The organism is Plectonema radiosum NIES-515 (assembly GCF_025753815.1).
Taxonomy (GTDB): Bacteria; Cyanobacteriota; Cyanobacteriia; order Cyanobacteriales; family Nostocaceae; genus Hassallia; species Hassallia radiosum_A.
Genome location: NZ_JAOWRF010000409.1, coordinates 1 through 17,916, shown reverse-complemented (window position 1 = coordinate 17,916; position 17,916 = coordinate 1). Strand labels below are relative to the sequence as shown.

Here is a 17,916-nt window from a genome sequence, read left to right as displayed (position 1 = left end):
GAGGGGGGAGGACGGGAGGTTACTGCAATGGTACTTTGAATTTGTTGAGTGGGATATTGAGTTGGTGGATAGTTGACAGGTGACGTGTTTAATGCATCTAATACTTGTCGCGCTGATTTGAAGCGATCGCCTGGTATAGGTGATAGCATTCTCTCTAACACCTGTTCTAAATTCGGACTAACAGTAACTTCCCGTCGCCATTGCCAAGTTAAAGTCTGAGTATCAATTAATTCTTGCGGCTGTCTGCCTGTCAGTAAAACTAACACGGTTGCGGCTAAAGCATACAAATCGCTGTGAGGTGACACCAGCCCGGTTTGCATCTGTTCTGAGGGTGCGTATCCCACCTTACCGAGTAGCGTTGCGGGTGGTGTCACACCTGCACCGTTTTGGGAATATTCTGAAGCTACGGCTGCGACTACTTGTTTCACCCCCCCAAAGTCAATTAAGATTGGCAATTGGTCAGCTGTGCGAAGAATTAAGTTATCGGGTGAGATATCACGGTGAATGACTCCTAAGGAGTGGATGTAATCCAAAACTGGCAGCAGTTGCAGCAACAATTGACGCACTTCTGCTTCACTAAAGCGCAAACCTTGCTGTAAGCGAGTATTTAATAAAGCGTTGTAAGGTTGCCCTTCTACATAATCTTGCACCAAAAACAGGTATTCTTTACCCCCCAAGTTGCTGCGAAACAATTCCCGGAAGCGGGGAATTTGTGGATGTTGCAATTTGTAAAGAACAGTTGCTTCTCGCTGAAATAGTTCTTCAGCTTTTTGTAAAACGTAGGGAGTTTGAACTTGGGGAGAGAATTCCTTTAAAACACAAAGTTCCCGAAAGCGGTTGATATCTTCAGCTAAATGAGTGCGTCCGAATCCTCCTTGACCGAGCAGACGTAGAATAACATAGCGATCGCCTAAAGTTTGTCCCGGTTGGATACCCTGACTCATCAGATTTTGATTTAACTTTTCACCACAATGAAGACAAAAGTGACTACCAGCAGGATTTTCGTGTCCCTTGGAACAATAAACGAGATTCATAATAATTTAGGAGCGTTGGAGCGTTGGAGCGTTGGAGCGTTGTTGGATCTTACTTGTTGGATGTTGCTTGTTGGTTGTTTTATGAACTCCTAACTCCTAACTCCTAACTCCTAACTCCTAACTCCTAACTCCTAACTCTCTACTCCCCACTTCCTTATTGTTGTTTACTAACCTGATCGGCAGCGATCGCATACCAAATTTGACCGAGAGTCTTTTGATTGAGTTTCCCACGTCGCTGACCGGGAAACAAGCGATCGAATTTTTGATTTGTGTCTCTGTTCAATTGACTAATTGTATAATCACCTAACTGTCCTGCTTGCGCTTTGCGTTTCCAAACGTCGTTATCTTGAGAACCGTAATTTCCCAACTTCCGACGCGATGCGTTACTGAGTTTAGCTTGTTCTAATTTATCTAGCAAGTCATCAGCTACACCGTACCATTCTTTCCGTAAAGCAGTATCTTCTGGGTTAGAAGTTAGAGGGCGTCCCTGTAATTCTGGTTTCTCAGTATAAAATAAATTATCTACAGTTCTCGTAAAAAATCCTTGAGGAATTTCTAATTCTTCACGACGATTAACAATTTGACTTATATCTTTATTATTTGCGGGTTTATTTTCCGGATTTGCTCCCCCCGGTAATTTCGGTAGAGAAATTGAAGGGACAGATATTGATGATACAGTCCGAACAACGGCATTTACTACCGCCCAAGTACCAGCGAAAGTTAAAACAACCGCAGTTGTCCCGATAAGACTAACAGCAAAAGGACGAAGCCAAACAGGTAAAGGTAAAGCACCGGCGATTAATTGCGTTCTTTTGTGGAGATTACTGACCACAGCACCAGCGCGTTGTCCCCCAGGAGCGGCTATCATAGTTTTCAGCTTGGTGATGTGTGGATTTGCGGTTTTGGCAGCCATAGAAAACTTTAAATCTTTGAGAACTTCATTCGCTGTTTGATAGCGATCGCTTGGTTTATAAGCAAGCATCCTTTTTAACACCGCTTCCAGTTGCGAACTAACTTTAATTTCCTGTCCCCAACGCCAAACACCTTGATAGCTATCATAAAGATGTTGCGGTTCCTTACCTGTCAATAATACCAGCGATGTCACCGCCAAAGAGTACAAATCGCTACTAGGAAATGCCTTTCCCTGACGTAACTGTTCTTCTGGTGCGTAACCCTTTTTACCCAACAATGTGCGATTTCCACCCAACTGAGTAAACCAAAAGCCTTTACTTGCGGGTAATTGCTTCACACCACCAAAATCAATCAACACCGGCAAATTATCAGAACTCCGCAAAATCAGATTATCAGGAGAAATATCCCGGTGAACGACATCAAGTGAGTGAATATATGACAATACAGGTAAAATTTCTTGCAATAACTTAATTACTTCTTCCTCAGTAAAAGTTTGACGTTCTAACAACTCATAATAATTTTCACCCTCCACATAATCTTGCACCAAAAAGAAAAAATCTTTATCACCTAACTTCGCTTGCAAAGAAGCGTGAAAACGGGGAATTTGCGGATGCTGAAGTTTCTTTAAAACACTTGCTTCCCGTTCAAATAATTCTTTCGCTTTTAATAAATCTTGTTGTGCTTCAACTTGGGGGGCAAATTCCTTCAGCACGCAATTTTGATTCGATTGATTTTTGTCAAGAGCCAAATAAGTGCGTCCAAAACCGCCCTGCCCCAGTTGTCGTAAAATATGATAGCGGTTCTCCACCACCTTCCCCGTAGCAAGAGGCAACGGCTCACCGCAGTGGATACAAAATCGGTTACTCTGATTATTTGCGTGTTGTTTACTGCAATAGACTTGCATAATGCCCAAGGGTGAATGAAAGGTTTTCTTTATTGCTACAACAGGTGCAATCCCATTTACGCAAAATTATGAATAGGGAGTGGAGGAGTTAGGAGTGAGGAGTTAGGAGTTAGGAGTTAGGAGGAGCGGTAGAGACGTTCCACTCTTTACGTCTGTAGGGGAGGAGCGGAGGAGCAAAGGAGCGGTAGAGACGTTCCACGCTTTACGTCTGTACGGGAGTGAGGAGTTATTAATTGCTTTGTCCCCCTTGTCCCCTTGTCCCCCTTGTCCCCTTGTCCCCCCCTCTCAAGAACTCTCCCCCTCTCCCCTAACGGATAGTCATAAAAATATAAGTGTTATGAACACCGAATCACAACAGCAGCGGGCAATTAGGGCTTTTCAAGAGTTTATAACTACACCTTTAGAAACCCTACTACAACGCCATATAAATAGTAAAAGCGAATCAGCAGTCTTGGCATTATTTCACGAAATCGCTGCTAACGTACCGGCTTACAAGACTTTTTTAGCACAACAGAATATAAATCCCGCTTCCATCGAAACCTTTGAGGATTTCCAAAAATTACCTTTGATTACCAAAGAAAATTATATCTCGCGTCATCCTTTAGCTGACTTGTGTCGCAACGGACAGTTACAAGCATGTGACATGATAGCTGCTTCTTCAGGTTCCACAGGTAAACCGACATTTTGGACTCGTTTCTTCACAGATGAACTGCAAATTGCTGTACGCTTTGAGCAGATATTTCACGACAGCTTTTATGCAGATTCCAAAAGCACTTTAGCTGTGATTTGTTTCACTTTAGGAACCTGGGTAGGTGGAATGTTCACAACTAATTGTTGTCGCTATCTTGCCAGTAAGGGTTATCCTATCACAGTAATTACACCAGGTAATAACAAAGAAGAAATATTGCGAGTTGTGCAAGAACTTGGTTCAGCTTTCGAGCAAGTTGTATTGTTAGGATATCCGCCATTTTTGAAAGATGTAATTGATAGTGGTATTGCTCGTGGTGTGGAATGGCAGCAATATCAAGTTAAGCTAGTTATGGCAGGGGAAGTATTTAGTGAAGAATGGCGTAGTTTAGTTGGTGAAAGAATTGGTTCGCAAAATTACTGTTACGATTCAGCATCACTTTATGGTACTGCGGATGCAGGTGTTTTGGCGAATGAAACACCTTTAAGTATCTGTATTCGTCGTTTTTTGGCAGAAAATCCTGATGCTGCAAAAGCTTTATTTGGAGAATCTCGTTTACCTACTTTGCTACAGTATGACCCGATAAGTCGCTTTTTTGAAGTTGAAAATGGTACGTTGTTTTTTTCGGGAGATAATGGTATTCCCTTGGTGCGTTATAACATTTTAGATACTGGTGGGATAATTAGTTATGATGCCATGTTGGAATTTTTGGCAGAGTGGGGATTTAACCCTGTTGCGGAGTTAGAAAATCAGGGTGTTACAATGAACCCGCAACCGAACCAGAACCAGAACCCGCACCCTTCTAGGGTGCGGCTATATGAACAAAGCCCGTCTGCACGGGCTATAGTGAGAGGGATTCATCAATTACCTTTTGTTTACGTTTTTGGACGTTCTAATTTTACGGTTTCTTACTTTGGGGCGAATATTTACCCAGAAAATGTAACGATAGGATTAGAGCAACCTGGAATTAAAGAGTGGGTGACGGGTAAGTTTGTATTGCAGGTGAAGGAAGATGCAGACAAGAACCGCTTTTTATCTGTGATTGTGGAGTTGGCGCCTGAGGTAGAAGGAAGTGAAGAGAAAACTCAAGCGATCGCCAATTCAATTCTCTCACAATTAAAGCGCCTCAACAGCGAGTTTGCTAACTACGTCCCCCCAGAATATCAAATGCCAAAAGTCATATTAACACCACTTGGCGATTCGGAATATTTCCCCGTTGGGGTGAAGCATCGCTATACACGCAAATAGCAATTTTCGCTAAAGCTGATACTAAAAGCGAATCAGCAGTCTTGGCATTATTCGGTGTAAAGTTTTGTATAGCAATTTAACATTTTTGTCAAAATCGGAATATTATATTTTCCGGAAATAAAGCAAATTTTAATTTAGCAATGATTTAGTAGAGGAGCAAAAATGTATGCTGAGAAAGTATGTCGCTAGTACATTTTTAAGAATCAAAAATTCTCGGGTTTTGGTAGTACATGACTGGAATCAAAAGAAAACCCAGGTTATTGAAAATAAAGATTGGTTGACCATCTTAGAAATTTTTATTCATGAACAATCTGTCGAAGCAGCATATGAACAGTTCCAAAAAATTCAAGCTTCTCCTATTTTAGAAAGTAAGCATCAGCATATAAAAGATCACATTAACTCAGATAATTTCATAGTCTTTGTAACTTATAACACTTTGCAAGTGTTTAAAAATGGATTTTCCAGCCTACCGATATCTGAAGAACAAGTCGATTTAACTACTGATAGTCGAGAGACTTACCAAGTGGTAAGCTATCTATTTGAGCAAGCAATCTTTACAGATAAATGCCAAAGTATTAATAGTTTTGACTATTTTTGCCAATTAGTAGAAGATATGGTGAAATTAGGTCTGCTTGCGCCATCAATAAATGCTTTAGATTTGGGTGATTTGAGACGAAGATTTCCTATATGTCCTATGTTTGGATTTGCCAGAGGAACAGCAATTGATACGTATTATTTAGATAAATTTATTGGCGAAATTCGAGAGCAAGTTACAGGAAATGTATTAGAAATCGGCGGAGTCTTACTAAATCAAGAAACTTTTGGGTTCCATAACGCCACTCAATACCAAACCCTCGATCTTCTTCCAAGATCAGGAGTTACTTTAGTTGGAGATGTAAATGATCCAACAATAGTCAGACCAGAATCTCTAGATACAGTAGTAATATTTAATGTCTTGGAACATTGTCGTGAACCTTGGGTGGTTGTCAAAAATATTTACAGTTGGCTAAAACCTAGTGGTCAATGTTTTTGTATGGTACCCAATGCCCAGAGATTACATGACGCTCCTATAGATTGCTGGCGACCACTTCCTCAAGGAATGGAACACTTATTTCAAGATTTTTCCCAACAAAGGTTATATCTTTACGGTAATCCTTTGACACTTATAGCCAGTTTTATGGGAATTTCAGTAGAAGAATTATCCTCTCAGGAGCTAGAGGATTTTCATCCTGATTACCCAGTGACAACTTGTATGGCAGCAAGGAAGTAATTCCTACAATGTTTTCTGATATCAGGAAGTTACGCTAATTACAGTGCAGTAGCCACTAGTGATATTGATCTGCGCGTTGTCTTCAAAGGGCTGAATAAAGACAATAATTTTCACAATTAAACACGATAAAAAACCCGTTCAAATATTAGTTTTAACGGGTTTTTGTTATTCAAATCTGAAAACTTATGACATTACAAATCAGGAGGTATAATCAGCTGATCGATCGCATGGATAACACCATTGCTACCCTTGATATCTGCCTTCGTCACCTTAGCTTCATTAACGGTTACACCAGTTGTCGGATCAACTTTAACGTTGATCGCACCGCCTTCAACACTTTTCACTTCGCCAGATTTCAAATCAGTAGATAATACTTGACCTTTTACCAGATGGTAAGTCAAAACCTTGACCAATACTTCTTTATTTTCTGACTTCAACAAATCGTCCAACACACCTTCTTTTAATTTAGCAAATGCCGCATCCGTGGGCGCAAAAATGGTGTAATTCTCTTTACCTTGTAAAATCTGTGTCAATCCAGCTGCTTTCAAAGCCTTGGTTAAAGTTTTAAAAGAGCCGTCCGCTTCCGCTAGCGCTACCAAATTCTTACCTGAGGTGTTGGAACTTCCTCCAGACGGTTTAGTTGGGCTGGGTGTCTCTGTACTTCCCGGTGTGGGGGGTGTCTCTGTACTTCCCGGTGTGGGGGGTGTCTCTGTACTTCCCGGTGTGGGTGTTGGGGTCGGTGTAGCGTCTGGGGTAGTAGGTGGGCTAGGTGTTTCACCTGGTGCAGTGCGACCACTACGGTTATAAGGAGCCTCGTTGAAAATACTAGGTTTAGGATTTATACTGCCTGTTTGGTTACTCTGAGATACGGTGCTTTTCCGTGGTGCAGGCTTCTTTCCCTTTTTGGCTAATTCTGGCTCAGTCGGTGTATATTCAGCATTTACCAAAACACGTTGACCACGATTGTAGGGGGCTTCTGAGAAAACACCAGGGTTAGGATTTAATACCTCATTGGCTCTAGCCGAAAAAATCATGAGGAAACTAGCGCCGGTTGCTCCTACTAGTCCTGCTAACTTGGTCAGCAATTTTCTGTTATAATTAACCTTCATAAATTTTGTTTGGCTTTAATTTCCACACATTACATAAAGACTTATAACATTTACCTACACATAAAATCTAACTAAAGAAGTAATATTTTATGTTGAAAATATGCTGTAGTGATAGCATTTCCTTAATCCGGAAATTATTACACTGAAGGTTAGAAGGTATCGCCTGTATCAAAGAGAATATGAATAAAATAAAATTTATCACGACTTTTGTATAGGCGATCGCGCTTGTTTGCGAATTTTCTCCTCCGCTAATATCGCATCACCCAAAGAAAAAGCAAGCATTTAAGATAAAAAACTCTAATCTCATCAAAAAAGTGGTAAATTTAGTACAAACGTCGCGTTCTATACAAAAATTTGTTTCACTTTCCTTTGTTTTTCTAACAAGCACCACAAAAAAGCAGAGGAAAAGCGCGAAATAAAGAGGCGATGCCAGCAACTTTTTATCTAAAATTATCTACAATGATGCAAGCCGTTGATGGCGACTAATTAAATATTTTCATGATTTGATGTTTTTAATTGAATGAATAACAACGCTCTCCCCCGTCTTTAAAGACGGGGTTTATCCCTATAATAGTATTTTTGCCCAAATCGTGTCTTTATCCAAAAATCAACGTTAGTCTCGATTAATTTAGCGCAAAATAAATTAATTGTCATGAAAATTTATATTACCGAAAAAATGGGTTTAAAGCCCCGTCCTTCGCTTGACGGCTTTAGATTTTATTATATTGTTTTATCTGCAATATTCCGTGATAAAATACAGGAATGATAGTAAGAGAAGCCAAGCTACTAAACGGAACCAAGGAGCAATACCAAGCTCTTGATGATGCCATTCGCACTGCCCAATTCATTAGGAATAAAGCAGTTCGTTATTGGATGGATAATCAGGGGGTTAGTAAAGGGGACTTATATAAGCTGTGTAAAGACTTAGCTACCGAATTTGGCTTTGCTTTAAAGTTAAATTCCGCAGCGCGTCAAGCCAGTGCCGAAAGAGCTTGGGCTGCTATCTCAAATTTCTACAAGCGTTGTAAAAAGCAGGAGAAAAAGAAAGGTTATCCTAAATTTAAAAAGCATTGTCGTTCAGTAGAATATAAAGTCTCAGGCTGGAAACTATCTGATGATTGCAAAATTATTACTTTCACAGATGGTTTCAAGGTTGGCTCGTTATCTGTATTCTGCAATTCATCGACGCGAGAAGACCTGCATCGGCTTAAAATCAACCGCGTTCGTGTAGTTAGAAGGGCGGATGGGTATTATGCCCAATTCTGTTTTGATGCTGACCGTAAGGAAGTTGGAGAATTTACGGGTAATGTTGTTGGGCTGGACTTGGGATTAAAATATTTCACCAAAGACCAAAATGATAATGCTGTAATTTATCCCCAATTCTTGAGAAAGTCAGAACGTAGGCTCAAAAAGCAATCAAAGCGGTTGAGTAAAAAGTTCGTCAAAGGTAAAAAACCGCAGTCAATCAATTATCACTCTTACCGGAAACGATTAGGTAAAGTTCATCTAAAAATCACTAGACAGCGTAAAGATTGGGCTATAAAGCAAGCCCGATGCGTGGTTCACTCTAACGATGTGATTGTCTATGAGGATTTGAAGATTGCGAACATGGTCAAAAATCACCATTTGGCTAAATCGATTTCTGACGCTAGTTGGCATCAGTTCACTCAATGGCTAGATTACTACGGGAAAATCTGGGATAAAGCAGTTGTGGCAGTGTCGCCAAACTATACTTCCCAAGATTGCTCTAGTTGTGGGCATAGAGTGAAAAAGTCACTCAGCACTAGAACTCATTTATGTGCATCCTGTGGGGTTGAAATATGTCGTGATACGAACGCGGCGATTAATATCCTCAAAAAGGGCATGAAAATATTAGGAGTTGAGTGGCAAAAAAACAGTACTTCTGGGCAAGAAGAATCTGCCGAGCAATCGGGAAAGCATGGGGAGAAGACCGCCAATACTATTAATGGGAAACTTGATATAGCAAGCGGATTTCTGTGAACCATGAATTAGAATCTCCGTGCGTTCACGCCGGGGAGTATGTCAATAAAGATACAATTGTAAAGTTGATCAACGCACCGATTACAGGGTAGTAAAGATGCTGGAATTATACCAATTTGAACTATCTCATTACTCAGAGAAAGCACGCCTAATCCTTGATTATAAAGGATTAGCGTACCGCAAAATTGAAATTGTACCTGGAATTGGACAGGTAGATCTTTTCCGGTTGACTGGTCAGCGACAAGTACCAGTGCTGAAAGATGGTAATAGATATATCTCAGATTCCACAGCCATAGCTAAGTATTTAGACTTAGAATATCCCGATCGCCCACTAATACCCAAAGATTCAAAGCAACGCGGTTTATGCTTAATGATGGAAGAATGGGCTGATGAGTCGATTGGTATCAAAAGTCGTAAAGCGTTATTTTCGGCGATTAGTCAAAACCAAAATTTCCGCAAGTCTTTATTACCGACTTCCACACCCGATGTATTCAAAACTCTGGTTCAAGTAGTTCCAAACGATTTACTTAAAGTATTGGGTGTTGGAGTAGGTTATACTCCTGATGTGGTACGTAGCGCCATCACCGACTTAAAGCAAGACTTAGAAGCACTGACGCTAATATTGGCAGAAAGTCCTTATTTAGTCGGAGACGAACCTACTTTAGCAGACTTTGCCGTGGCGGGATTGTCGATTTTGCTGAAGTTTCCCGATGGTCCCTATCTGGATTTGCCAGTCAGCCTCAGAGGTAAAGGTGTCCCAGAATTAGCAGATAATCCCCTTTATGAACCCTTCTTCACTTGGCGCGATCGCCTTTATAGTCAATATCGCATACCATTAATACCTACAACTACCACAGGTAGCGCTCCAAATTCAATTCAAATTGATTAATAGGAGCGTGGATGGTGGATAGTGGTTAGGAGTTAGGGGTTAGGGGTTAGGGGTTAGGGGTTAGGAGTTAGGAGTACTTTTTGACAATCAGCAACCAACACTCAACATCCAAGAATCAACAACGCTCCAACTATCTATTAACAACCAACGACTATCCACTCACAACGCTCCAACTATCCACTCAGAAATAAGATATGAATTTGGGACAACCGTTAGGTTCAGTAATAGAAGGTTCTCTCACAGAAGGATTAGAAGTAAGATTACACCCGGATATTTCGGTTGAAGATATGCGAGTGGGTAAGTTTTTAGTCGTGCAAGGGATGCGATCGCGTTTTTTCTGTATGCTGACAGATGTAGCACTAGGAACTGCTAACCAAAGAATTATTGCTAATCCTCCAAGTTGGGATGACACTTTTTTAAGAGAAGTTTTAGCCGGAAGTGGTACTTATGGAACTATCAATCTCTCACCGATGTTGATGTTCACTCCCGAAAATAATGAATCTTATTCAGCCACAAATGGCAAATCTGTCAATCCCTTTGTCCCATCGGCAACGGGTTTAGCATCTTTTCAACCGCAAACCAGCACGACGATGGAACTGTTACCAGTTAAAACTATTCCCAGTCACTTTAGCCAAGTTTATGAAGCAAGTGAAGACGATTTTCGTCGAGTATTTGGTTGGGAAGACGATCCGCAAAGAAAAAATTTCTCTATCGGGAAACCGCTGGATATGGATGTACCAGTTTGCATCGATTTAAATCGTTTTGTTGAACGCAGTAACGGCGTTTTTGGCAAATCTGGTACTGGAAAATCCTTTTTAACACGCTTACTTTTAGCTGGTGTGATTCGCAAAAGTGCAGCAGTTAATTTAATTTTTGATATGCATTCCGAGTATGGTTGGGAAGCTGTAGCGGAAGGTAAAAATGTTAATACTGTTAAAGGTTTAAAGCAGTTATTTCCCAGTCAAGTTGAAGTTTACACCCTTGACCCAGAATCTACAAAACGTCGAGGTGTGCGTGATGCACAAGAACTATATTTAAGTTACGACCAAATCGATGTCGAAGATATTAAGTTATGCAGTCGCGATTTAGGATTGTCGGATGCAGCATTAGATAATGCCAATATTTTGTTCTCCGAATTCGGTAAATCTTGGATTGTCCAATTACTGAGCATGACGAACGACGAAATCGAGATGTTCTGCGATGAAAAGCGCGGACATAAAGGTTCGATTATGGCTTTGCAACGCAAACTTTTGCGAATGGATAGTTTAAAGTATATACGAGCGGCTTGCCCGCAAAACTACATCGATAAGATTTTGCAATGTTTGTCAGCAGGGAAGAATGTTGTGATCGAATTTGGTTCCCAATCCAACATGCTTTCTTACATGTTGGTGACGAACATGATTACCAAACGCATTCACGAGAAGTATGTCAAAAAAGCTGACAAGTTCTTGCAAAGTAAAAATCCATGCGATCGCCCGACGCCATTAATGATTACCATTGAGGAAGCGCACCGCTTTCTTGACCCCGCTATTGTCCAAAGTACCATCTTTGGCACCATCGCCCGCGAGTTGCGGAAATATTTCGTTACACTTCTGGTGGTCGATCAACGTCCTTCAGGCATAGATAATGAAGTTATGTCTCAAATTGGCACTCGCATCACCGCTTTGCTCAATGATGAAAAAGACATCGACGCGATTTTTACAGGTGTCTCTGGTGGTGGTGGTTTGCGATCGGTCTTAGCCAAGTTAGACTCAAAGCAACAAGCTTTAATTTTAGGACACGCGGTACCCATGCCTGTAGTAGTGCGTACCCGTCCTTACGATTCAACTTTCTATGCAGAAATTGGTGATACCGCTTGGGAAGAAAAACCAGACGCAGAAGTCTTCGCAGCTGCTGAACTAGCTAAAGCCGATCTGGGGTTTTAATTTGGTTGGAGCGTTGGAGCGTAGTTAGTTGTTAGTGGATAGTGGATAATTGTTAGTTGTCAAGAAGTACTCCTAACTCCTAACTCCTAACTCCTAACTCCTAACTCCTAACCCCTAACCCCTAACCATTTCGTAATATTACAATTAATCAGTTCGGTTATCCGGCTAATTTCGGGCACCCGCGAAAGGGGTTTTAGCGTCACTATAGATATTAAGGGCACAAAAGAATTTTTCGCCATTTATTTGGCAAACAAATATTTTTGCACTATAATTGAAAGATTTATCTGACCTACTTTACTATCTGGCTAATTTGTCGTAATATTAAATAACTAGAACTCATACTGACTTCGTATTTTTCGGCTCGCTGCTAGCGAGTGAGGACGAAAAGAAATCAAGGGAAATTAAAGAGCGCGTACTTCTAACGACTTAAAGATTTAGGGAGGATAGGGAAACCTATCTAAAGGGAGCACCGTCTTGACAAAACCTGTATTAATATGATTGTCTTCGGTAGTTCATAATGTGGTGAGATCAAAACACAATCTTTCCCCATCCACCCTAGTAATTAAATATTCATTGTGTTTACGGACAAGAGGACCACGCACCAATGCCTACTGTTAACACCCAAACTGAAAACTCTAACACCAAATTCACGGCTGATATGGTGCGAACCTATCTGCGCGAGATTGGTCGTGTACCACTGCTAACCCGTGACCAAGAAATCATCTTTGGGAAGCAGGTGCAACACATGATGAAGTTAGTGGAAGCTAAAGAAGCTTTAGAAAAGAAACTGCAACGCCAAATCAGCTTAGAAGAGTGGGCAAGCCACGTTAACCAGCCTTCGTCAGAGGTTACACAGCTTGTGCATCAAGGTAAGCGGGCAAAGCAAAAGATGATTGAGGCGAATTTGCGCTTAGTCGTTGCTATTGCGAAAAAGTACCAAAAGCGAAATATGGAGTTTCTGGATTTGATCCAAGAAGGAACTCTAGGACTAGAGAGAGGTGTAGAGAAGTTTGACCCGACACGGGGTTATAAGTTCTCAACTTACGCTTACTGGTGGATTCGTCAAGCGATTACGCGAGCGATCGCTCAACAAGGTCGGACAATCCGCTTACCGATCCACATCACCGAGAAGCTGAACAAAATCAAAAAAGTACAGCGCGAACTAGCTCAAAAATTAGGGCGATCGCCAACACCGGCAGAAATTGCCAAAGAACTTGAGCTAGAACCGGCTCAAATTCGCGAATACCTGAATATGGCACGTCAGCCAGTTTCTTTGGATGTACGCGTCGGCGATAATCAAGATACTGAGTTGCAAGAAATGCTCGAAGATGATGGACCATCTCCTGAGTATTACATGACTCAAGAGTTCTTGCGCCAAGACTTGAACACTCTTCTGGCTGAACTCACCCCCCAACAGCGAGAAGTTTTAGCTTTGCGCTTTGGTTTAGAAGATGGTAACGAAATGTCTCTAGCGAAAGTTGGTGAACGCTTAAGTCTTAGCCGCGAGCGCGTCCGCCAATTAGAGCATCAAGCCCTTGCTCATCTGCGTCGTCGTCGCGCAAATGTTAAAGAGTACGTTGCTAGCTAGTTATAAGCTTATCGCTCTAGGCGACGCGCCTCCTGAATTCAGGGGGCGATTTTTTTTAGCTAAAACAGCAAGACGCTGGAAGAGGATAAGAGGGCAAAAATAAATCTTACAGCAAATTTCAGGTTTCGGAGGCACATGCGTAAAACCCGCTCACAGACTACCAAGTGCTACGTCTCTACCTGTATTTAATCACAACGCAATCTGCTGTATTGATCAAACTAAAAATAGAAAAGAAAAATATATCAGCAATTTTCCGTAAACCTTACCCCAGCAAATGAATTTACTTAGTGAAGTGAAAATCGCTTGAACGATGGTATTTTCTGATTAAAACTAAAAAATATTTCTTGAAAGTGTGTTTTTCCGCACAATATAAATCAAACCTTTGACAAAGCCTTGACCCCCAAATACTTGGTTACGGTTTAAACAGGTGGCGAAGTACGTAGTTTTTTTCTCACAGGAGAATTTGGGTGCTGTATAATATCAATCAATTCCTTTCCCCTCGGAAATGGACAATTCCCCTCGCTGGCTTAATTATCACCGCTGGTGTTATTGGTCAACATGCTAAACCAGTTTTGAGTAACCAAATAGAAACAGTACAAACATCAACGCTGGTTACGGATTTGCCGCTTGTTTCCAGAAACGCTGTTTTGCAACAAAGACAAATCCAGGGTAATGACGATAAAGTTTCTTCACCTAGAACTACCGTACAACTTACCGAATCTCAAAAAGCAACAAAAAACGCTGCCGTTCCCGCTACGAAGTTTCCCAAAAAAGATGGTGTTTATCTCTATGGTCAGTCGTCACAACCAAACCAAGTTGGGCAAGGATATATTGTATTTCAGAAGCGGCAAAATCAGGTGATGGGTGGGTTGTATATGCCCAGTTCTGAGTTTAGTTGTTTTCAGGGCAATGTTGACTCTTCAGGAGAGTTGGCGATGACGGTGACTGCCCCTGGTCAAGGAGGTTCAGAAGAGGTGGCTACGACAAACATACCACCGAAACTAGATATAGATCAGCCAATGACTTATGCTTACTCAGTGGCACTACAAGACTATCATAAATTAAATATTATCAGTGAAAGCGATCGCCGAATTTTGCAGATGTGCAATCAAGCTTTAGATGGTGGATATCGAAAGTAAGTAAAATAATAGACAACCGATGTGTAAAAAATGTAGAGACTATTCTGTGCTACGTCTCTTGGGGTTCGGGTAACGCACAGTTAATTTTCACTTTCGCGTGTCCAATGAATCACGAACGATGAATAATGAGTTTTGGCATCATTGATCGTTCATCATTCACTCATTAAAACTCAATTCCCGCTTGCGCTTTCACACCTTGATCGCGAAAAGGATGCTTTACTAAAGTCATTTCTGTAACTAAATCAGCTCGCTCAATTAAAGCGGCTGGTGCGCCTCTACCTGTGAGAATAACGTGTTTCTCAGGTGGTTTTTGCTGCAAACCTGCTAAAACTTCCTCAACTTGCAAATAACCCATTTTCAGAGCGATATTAATTTCATCTAACAGCACCAGCTTGAAGTCTGGATTGCAGATGTATTCTAATGATTTTTGCCAAGCGTCGTAAGCTTTATCGAGGTCGCGATCGCGGTCTTGAGTTTCCCAGGTAAAACCTCCGCCCATAGCATGAAATTCTAACTGGTCTTGCCACATACTGAAAACCTTTTTTTCTGAAGGTTCCCAGGCGCCTTTGATAAATTGGACGATCGCTACTTTATATCCATGACCGAGCGATCGTAATACCATCCCCAACGCAGCAGTAGTTTTTCCCTTCCCGTTGCCGGTATTAATAATAACTAAACCTTTTTCGGGCACAGCATTCGCTATTCGTTTATCTTGAACTTCTTTACGACGCTGCATCTTTTTACGATACTGCTCATCCGTTAAAGAAGAAGTGATTACTTCATCAATTAAGCGATCAATTTCTGGATCTGAGTTAAATTCTGTTGTGGTATCGGGTTTCATTAATCTCTGTAAATTACTCTCAACAATAAGGGGGACGCTTGGACTAGTGCATCACGGCAGAAATAACGCTCCCAGTCGGAGCAGTATTGGGCTAGCCTAAAAACTTCCAAACAAATGGCTTTGCACTCTTTCCGATTAAAGTAATCAATTAAACTCAAAATTTGGCATTTAATATTTAATGTTGAAGTCAACTTACGACTTTCGTTGTCAACCACGCACGAGTATACTAAACCAACACTATAATCCATATTTTCCGATGCCCAAGCATTTACTTGTTCCTGAGTGTAATCTTGAATATTGGTTTCATGAACTGTATCGTCAAACAGTTTCATGATTGCCTGAGTGTCACAAACTCTATATTCTCTTACTATCATATTTATTTTAATTAACCGATTATTTATCAAGTAAAAATATCACCATAAAGTGTGTTATGGCTGTTGCCTAAAGCACCTTTCTTAATTAAGATTTAGTATCAAATTTAACCTTCATAGATTTCTAACGGCAAATTATCTGGGTCTTTAAAGAAAGTAAATCGCTTGTTTGTCATTTCATCAATCCTGATATTCTCTACTTCTACACCTTTTGATTTTAATTCCACAACAGTTTGCTCTATATCTTCAACTTCAAAAGCCAGATGTCTTAATCCGCAAGCTTCCGGATTATTAATCCTTTTCGGAGGATTAGCAAAAGAAAATAACTCGATTTGCTGGTTTTCTCCCACACGTAAATCTAATTTATAAGAATTTCTCTGAGCGCGAAAAGTCTCTTCAATTATAGAAAAGCCCAAAACTTCTACATAAAACCTTTTGGAACGTTCATAATCAGAACAAATAATAGCTATGTGATGAATTCCAGCAGTTTTCATGAAATTAGCAGGGGATAGGGGATAGTGGTTAGTGGATAGTGGATACTAGATAGCAACGCTCGAACTAACAACTAACTTTTGTAGAGACGTTCCACTGGAACGTCTCTACCTAACAACCAACACTTAAAACTAAGGATCTTGCAAAACTGTTTTAGATACAATCCTGGTTTTTTTCCGATCGCTTTCGGATAATTCTTGCCCAGCTTGCAAGCGAGTGGCAGAAGTTTGTAACACCGTCGCGGCACTGGTATCACCCATTTGCAAAGCGGTTTTTGCCGCAGTTTGTAGCATTGTTGCTGCACCAGCGCGATCGCCTTGTTGTAATTTCGCTTCCGCTAGTTGAGTTTGGCGATATTTCGCTAACGCGAGAACATGTTGCTGCACTTGCGGATCGTTCGCAGCTTGATAAGTCCGAACTACATCAGCATAAATTGGGATATTTGGCGAAAATAATCCAGTTTGGTTGTCGGTGGGATCGTCGTAGCGGACTTGAACATTAGCGATCGCTTGTTTCCCTTCGGGCAATTGTCCCAGATAAATATTCGCTAAAATCACTCGTTCCACATCTTTCATTAAATCACCCAAACGCACCGCCAAACGCCCATCAGCTTCGTATTGTATAGGTAACTCAATTGTGTCTGGGGCAACTTGGGCGATCGGTTTTAGTTCTGCTAATCGCACTTTCGGCATCAGGGAAAATAGTAAATAAGCATTCGTCAATCCCACCGTTTGCATCCGCGTGAAAAGCCGACTAAATTCTTCTACTGCTCGTTCTGGTTGTTGAATGTAAGATAAAGTACCCAAAGCAGCATCAGCGATTTTTTCTAAAACATCCTGATTCCAATTGTCACCAAATCCCAAAGTATTCAAAGTTAAATTGTAGCTAGCAGACAATTGAGCAAATTTCAAACAGCGGTTGTTATCACCGTGTTCATTTTCGCCATCAGTTAACAGAAAAGCTTGAGAAATAGTTTCTTTTTTACCCTTTGCTAATTCCTCAATCCCCAAACGCAAACCTTCATCAATTGCCGTCCCCCCATCCGCCGAAAGTCGGTTAATTTCCCTTTTGATTTTTTCTGGATCTTCGATAAATTGATTGGGGATTAAGACCTTAGCACGGTGATCGAAGACTACAATACTTAGGCGATCGCCTTTTTTGAGTTTGTCAACCAAACCAATCGCCGCTTTTTTCACAGTTTCTAGCGGTCGCCCATTCATCGAGCCACTATGGTCTAAAATTAGACATAAATTTAGAGGGACATTGCGATCTAGATTTTCAGCGATCGCCGAAATCGAAATTGACAACTGACGTTGACTGTTTTGTTGATTCGCGTCCAAACTATCATCATTCAGAGTTGGCTGCAAGCTAACCTTCATAACCCAGGTTTCCTATCTAGATATACATATTTATAAATAACTTCAAACTGCACGCATCGCGCTACGGAAAACTCACCCCACAACCATACGTTAACAATATTAGTACGGGCAGGGTAAAGAGCGCCC

At 41.0% G+C, this 17,916-nt stretch carries 14 protein-coding genes; 7 read left to right on the top strand and 7 right to left on the bottom strand.

Annotated elements, in window-relative coordinates; translation table 11 throughout:
• Both OGM63_RS29035 and OGM63_RS29030 read right to left on the bottom strand, forming a co-directional pair.
• On the bottom strand, positions 1–1,034 hold a 1,034-nt coding region (locus tag OGM63_RS29035), incomplete at its 3' end, for a protein kinase domain-containing protein (protein ID WP_375340538.1).
• A gap of 154 nt (positions 1,035–1,188) precedes the next feature.
• Positions 1,189–2,850, bottom strand: a complete 1,662-nt coding sequence (locus OGM63_RS29030; RefSeq protein ID WP_263749222.1) for a serine/threonine-protein kinase — start codon at positions 2,848–2,850, stop codon at positions 1,189–1,191.
• Between the two features lie 337 nt (positions 2,851–3,187).
• Here OGM63_RS29030 and OGM63_RS29025 point away from each other — a divergent pair, with 337 nt between their 5' ends.
• Together OGM63_RS29025 and OGM63_RS29020 are read left to right on the top strand one after the other, a co-directional pair.
• Entirely contained in the window at positions 3,188–4,786 is a 1,599-nt protein-coding gene (locus OGM63_RS29025) for a phenylacetate--CoA ligase family protein (protein WP_263749221.1), read from the top strand.
• 166 nt (positions 4,787–4,952) lie between these two features.
• Positions 4,953–6,056 (top strand): class I SAM-dependent methyltransferase, encoded by a 1,104-nt coding sequence (locus OGM63_RS29020; RefSeq protein WP_263749220.1) that lies wholly within the window; start codon positions 4,953–4,955, stop codon positions 6,054–6,056.
• Between the two features lie 191 nt (positions 6,057–6,247).
• On the opposite strand, the gene OGM63_RS29015 is transcribed toward OGM63_RS29020, so the two are convergent.
• Positions 6,248–7,165 carry a fasciclin domain-containing protein gene (locus OGM63_RS29015; RefSeq protein WP_263749219.1) on the bottom strand — a complete coding sequence of 306 codons (918 nt, stop codon included), beginning with the start codon at positions 7,163–7,165 and terminating at the stop codon, positions 6,248–6,250.
• Positions 7,166–7,927: 762 nt separating this feature from the next.
• On the opposite strand from OGM63_RS29015, the gene OGM63_RS29010 reads away from it, so the two are divergent.
• The 5 genes from OGM63_RS29010 to OGM63_RS28990 all read left to right on the top strand — a co-directional run bounded on the left by OGM63_RS29010 (position 7,928) and on the right by OGM63_RS28990 (position 14,707).
• Positions 7,928–9,166, top strand: coding sequence for an RNA-guided endonuclease InsQ/TnpB family protein (locus OGM63_RS29010; protein ID WP_263749218.1), 1,239 nt, complete (start codon positions 7,928–7,930; stop codon positions 9,164–9,166).
• 97 nt (positions 9,167–9,263) lie between these two features.
• Positions 9,264–10,055, top strand: a complete 792-nt coding sequence (locus OGM63_RS29005; protein ID WP_263749217.1) for a glutathione S-transferase — start codon at positions 9,264–9,266, stop codon at positions 10,053–10,055.
• Between the two features lie 194 nt (positions 10,056–10,249).
• Positions 10,250–11,980, top strand: coding sequence for a helicase HerA domain-containing protein (locus OGM63_RS29000; protein WP_263749216.1), 1,731 nt, complete (start codon positions 10,250–10,252; stop codon positions 11,978–11,980).
• Positions 11,981–12,584: 604 nt separating this feature from the next.
• Positions 12,585–13,568 (top strand): RNA polymerase sigma factor, RpoD/SigA family, encoded by a 984-nt coding sequence (locus tag OGM63_RS28995; RefSeq protein ID WP_263749215.1) that lies wholly within the window; start codon positions 12,585–12,587, stop codon positions 13,566–13,568.
• A 467-nt stretch (positions 13,569–14,035) separates the two neighbouring features.
• A complete protein-coding gene (locus tag OGM63_RS28990) occupies positions 14,036–14,707 on the top strand; it encodes a hypothetical protein (RefSeq protein ID WP_263749214.1) in 672 nt (223 codons plus the stop codon).
• A gap of 163 nt (positions 14,708–14,870) precedes the next feature.
• On the opposite strand, the gene cobO is transcribed toward OGM63_RS28990, so the two are convergent.
• From cobO to OGM63_RS28970, 4 genes are all read right to left on the bottom strand, one after another.
• Positions 14,871–15,548, bottom strand: a complete 678-nt coding sequence (gene cobO / locus OGM63_RS28985) for a cob(I)yrinic acid a,c-diamide adenosyltransferase (RefSeq protein ID WP_263749213.1) — start codon at positions 15,546–15,548, stop codon at positions 14,871–14,873.
• Positions 15,548–15,880, bottom strand: coding sequence for a hypothetical protein (locus OGM63_RS28980; protein ID WP_263749212.1), 333 nt, complete (start codon positions 15,878–15,880; stop codon positions 15,548–15,550). Before OGM63_RS28980 ends, cobO begins: the two co-directional genes overlap by 1 nt.
• 146 nt (positions 15,881–16,026) lie before the next feature.
• Positions 16,027–16,413 carry an SMU1112c/YaeR family gloxylase I-like metalloprotein gene (gloA2, locus tag OGM63_RS28975; RefSeq protein ID WP_263749211.1) on the bottom strand — a complete coding sequence of 129 codons (387 nt, stop codon included), beginning with the start codon at positions 16,411–16,413 and terminating at the stop codon, positions 16,027–16,029.
• Positions 16,414–16,542: 129 nt separating this feature from the next.
• Positions 16,543–17,790, bottom strand: a complete 1,248-nt coding sequence (locus tag OGM63_RS28970; protein WP_263749210.1) for a vWA domain-containing protein — start codon at positions 17,788–17,790, stop codon at positions 16,543–16,545.
• Between the last annotated feature and the right edge of the window lie 126 nt (positions 17,791–17,916).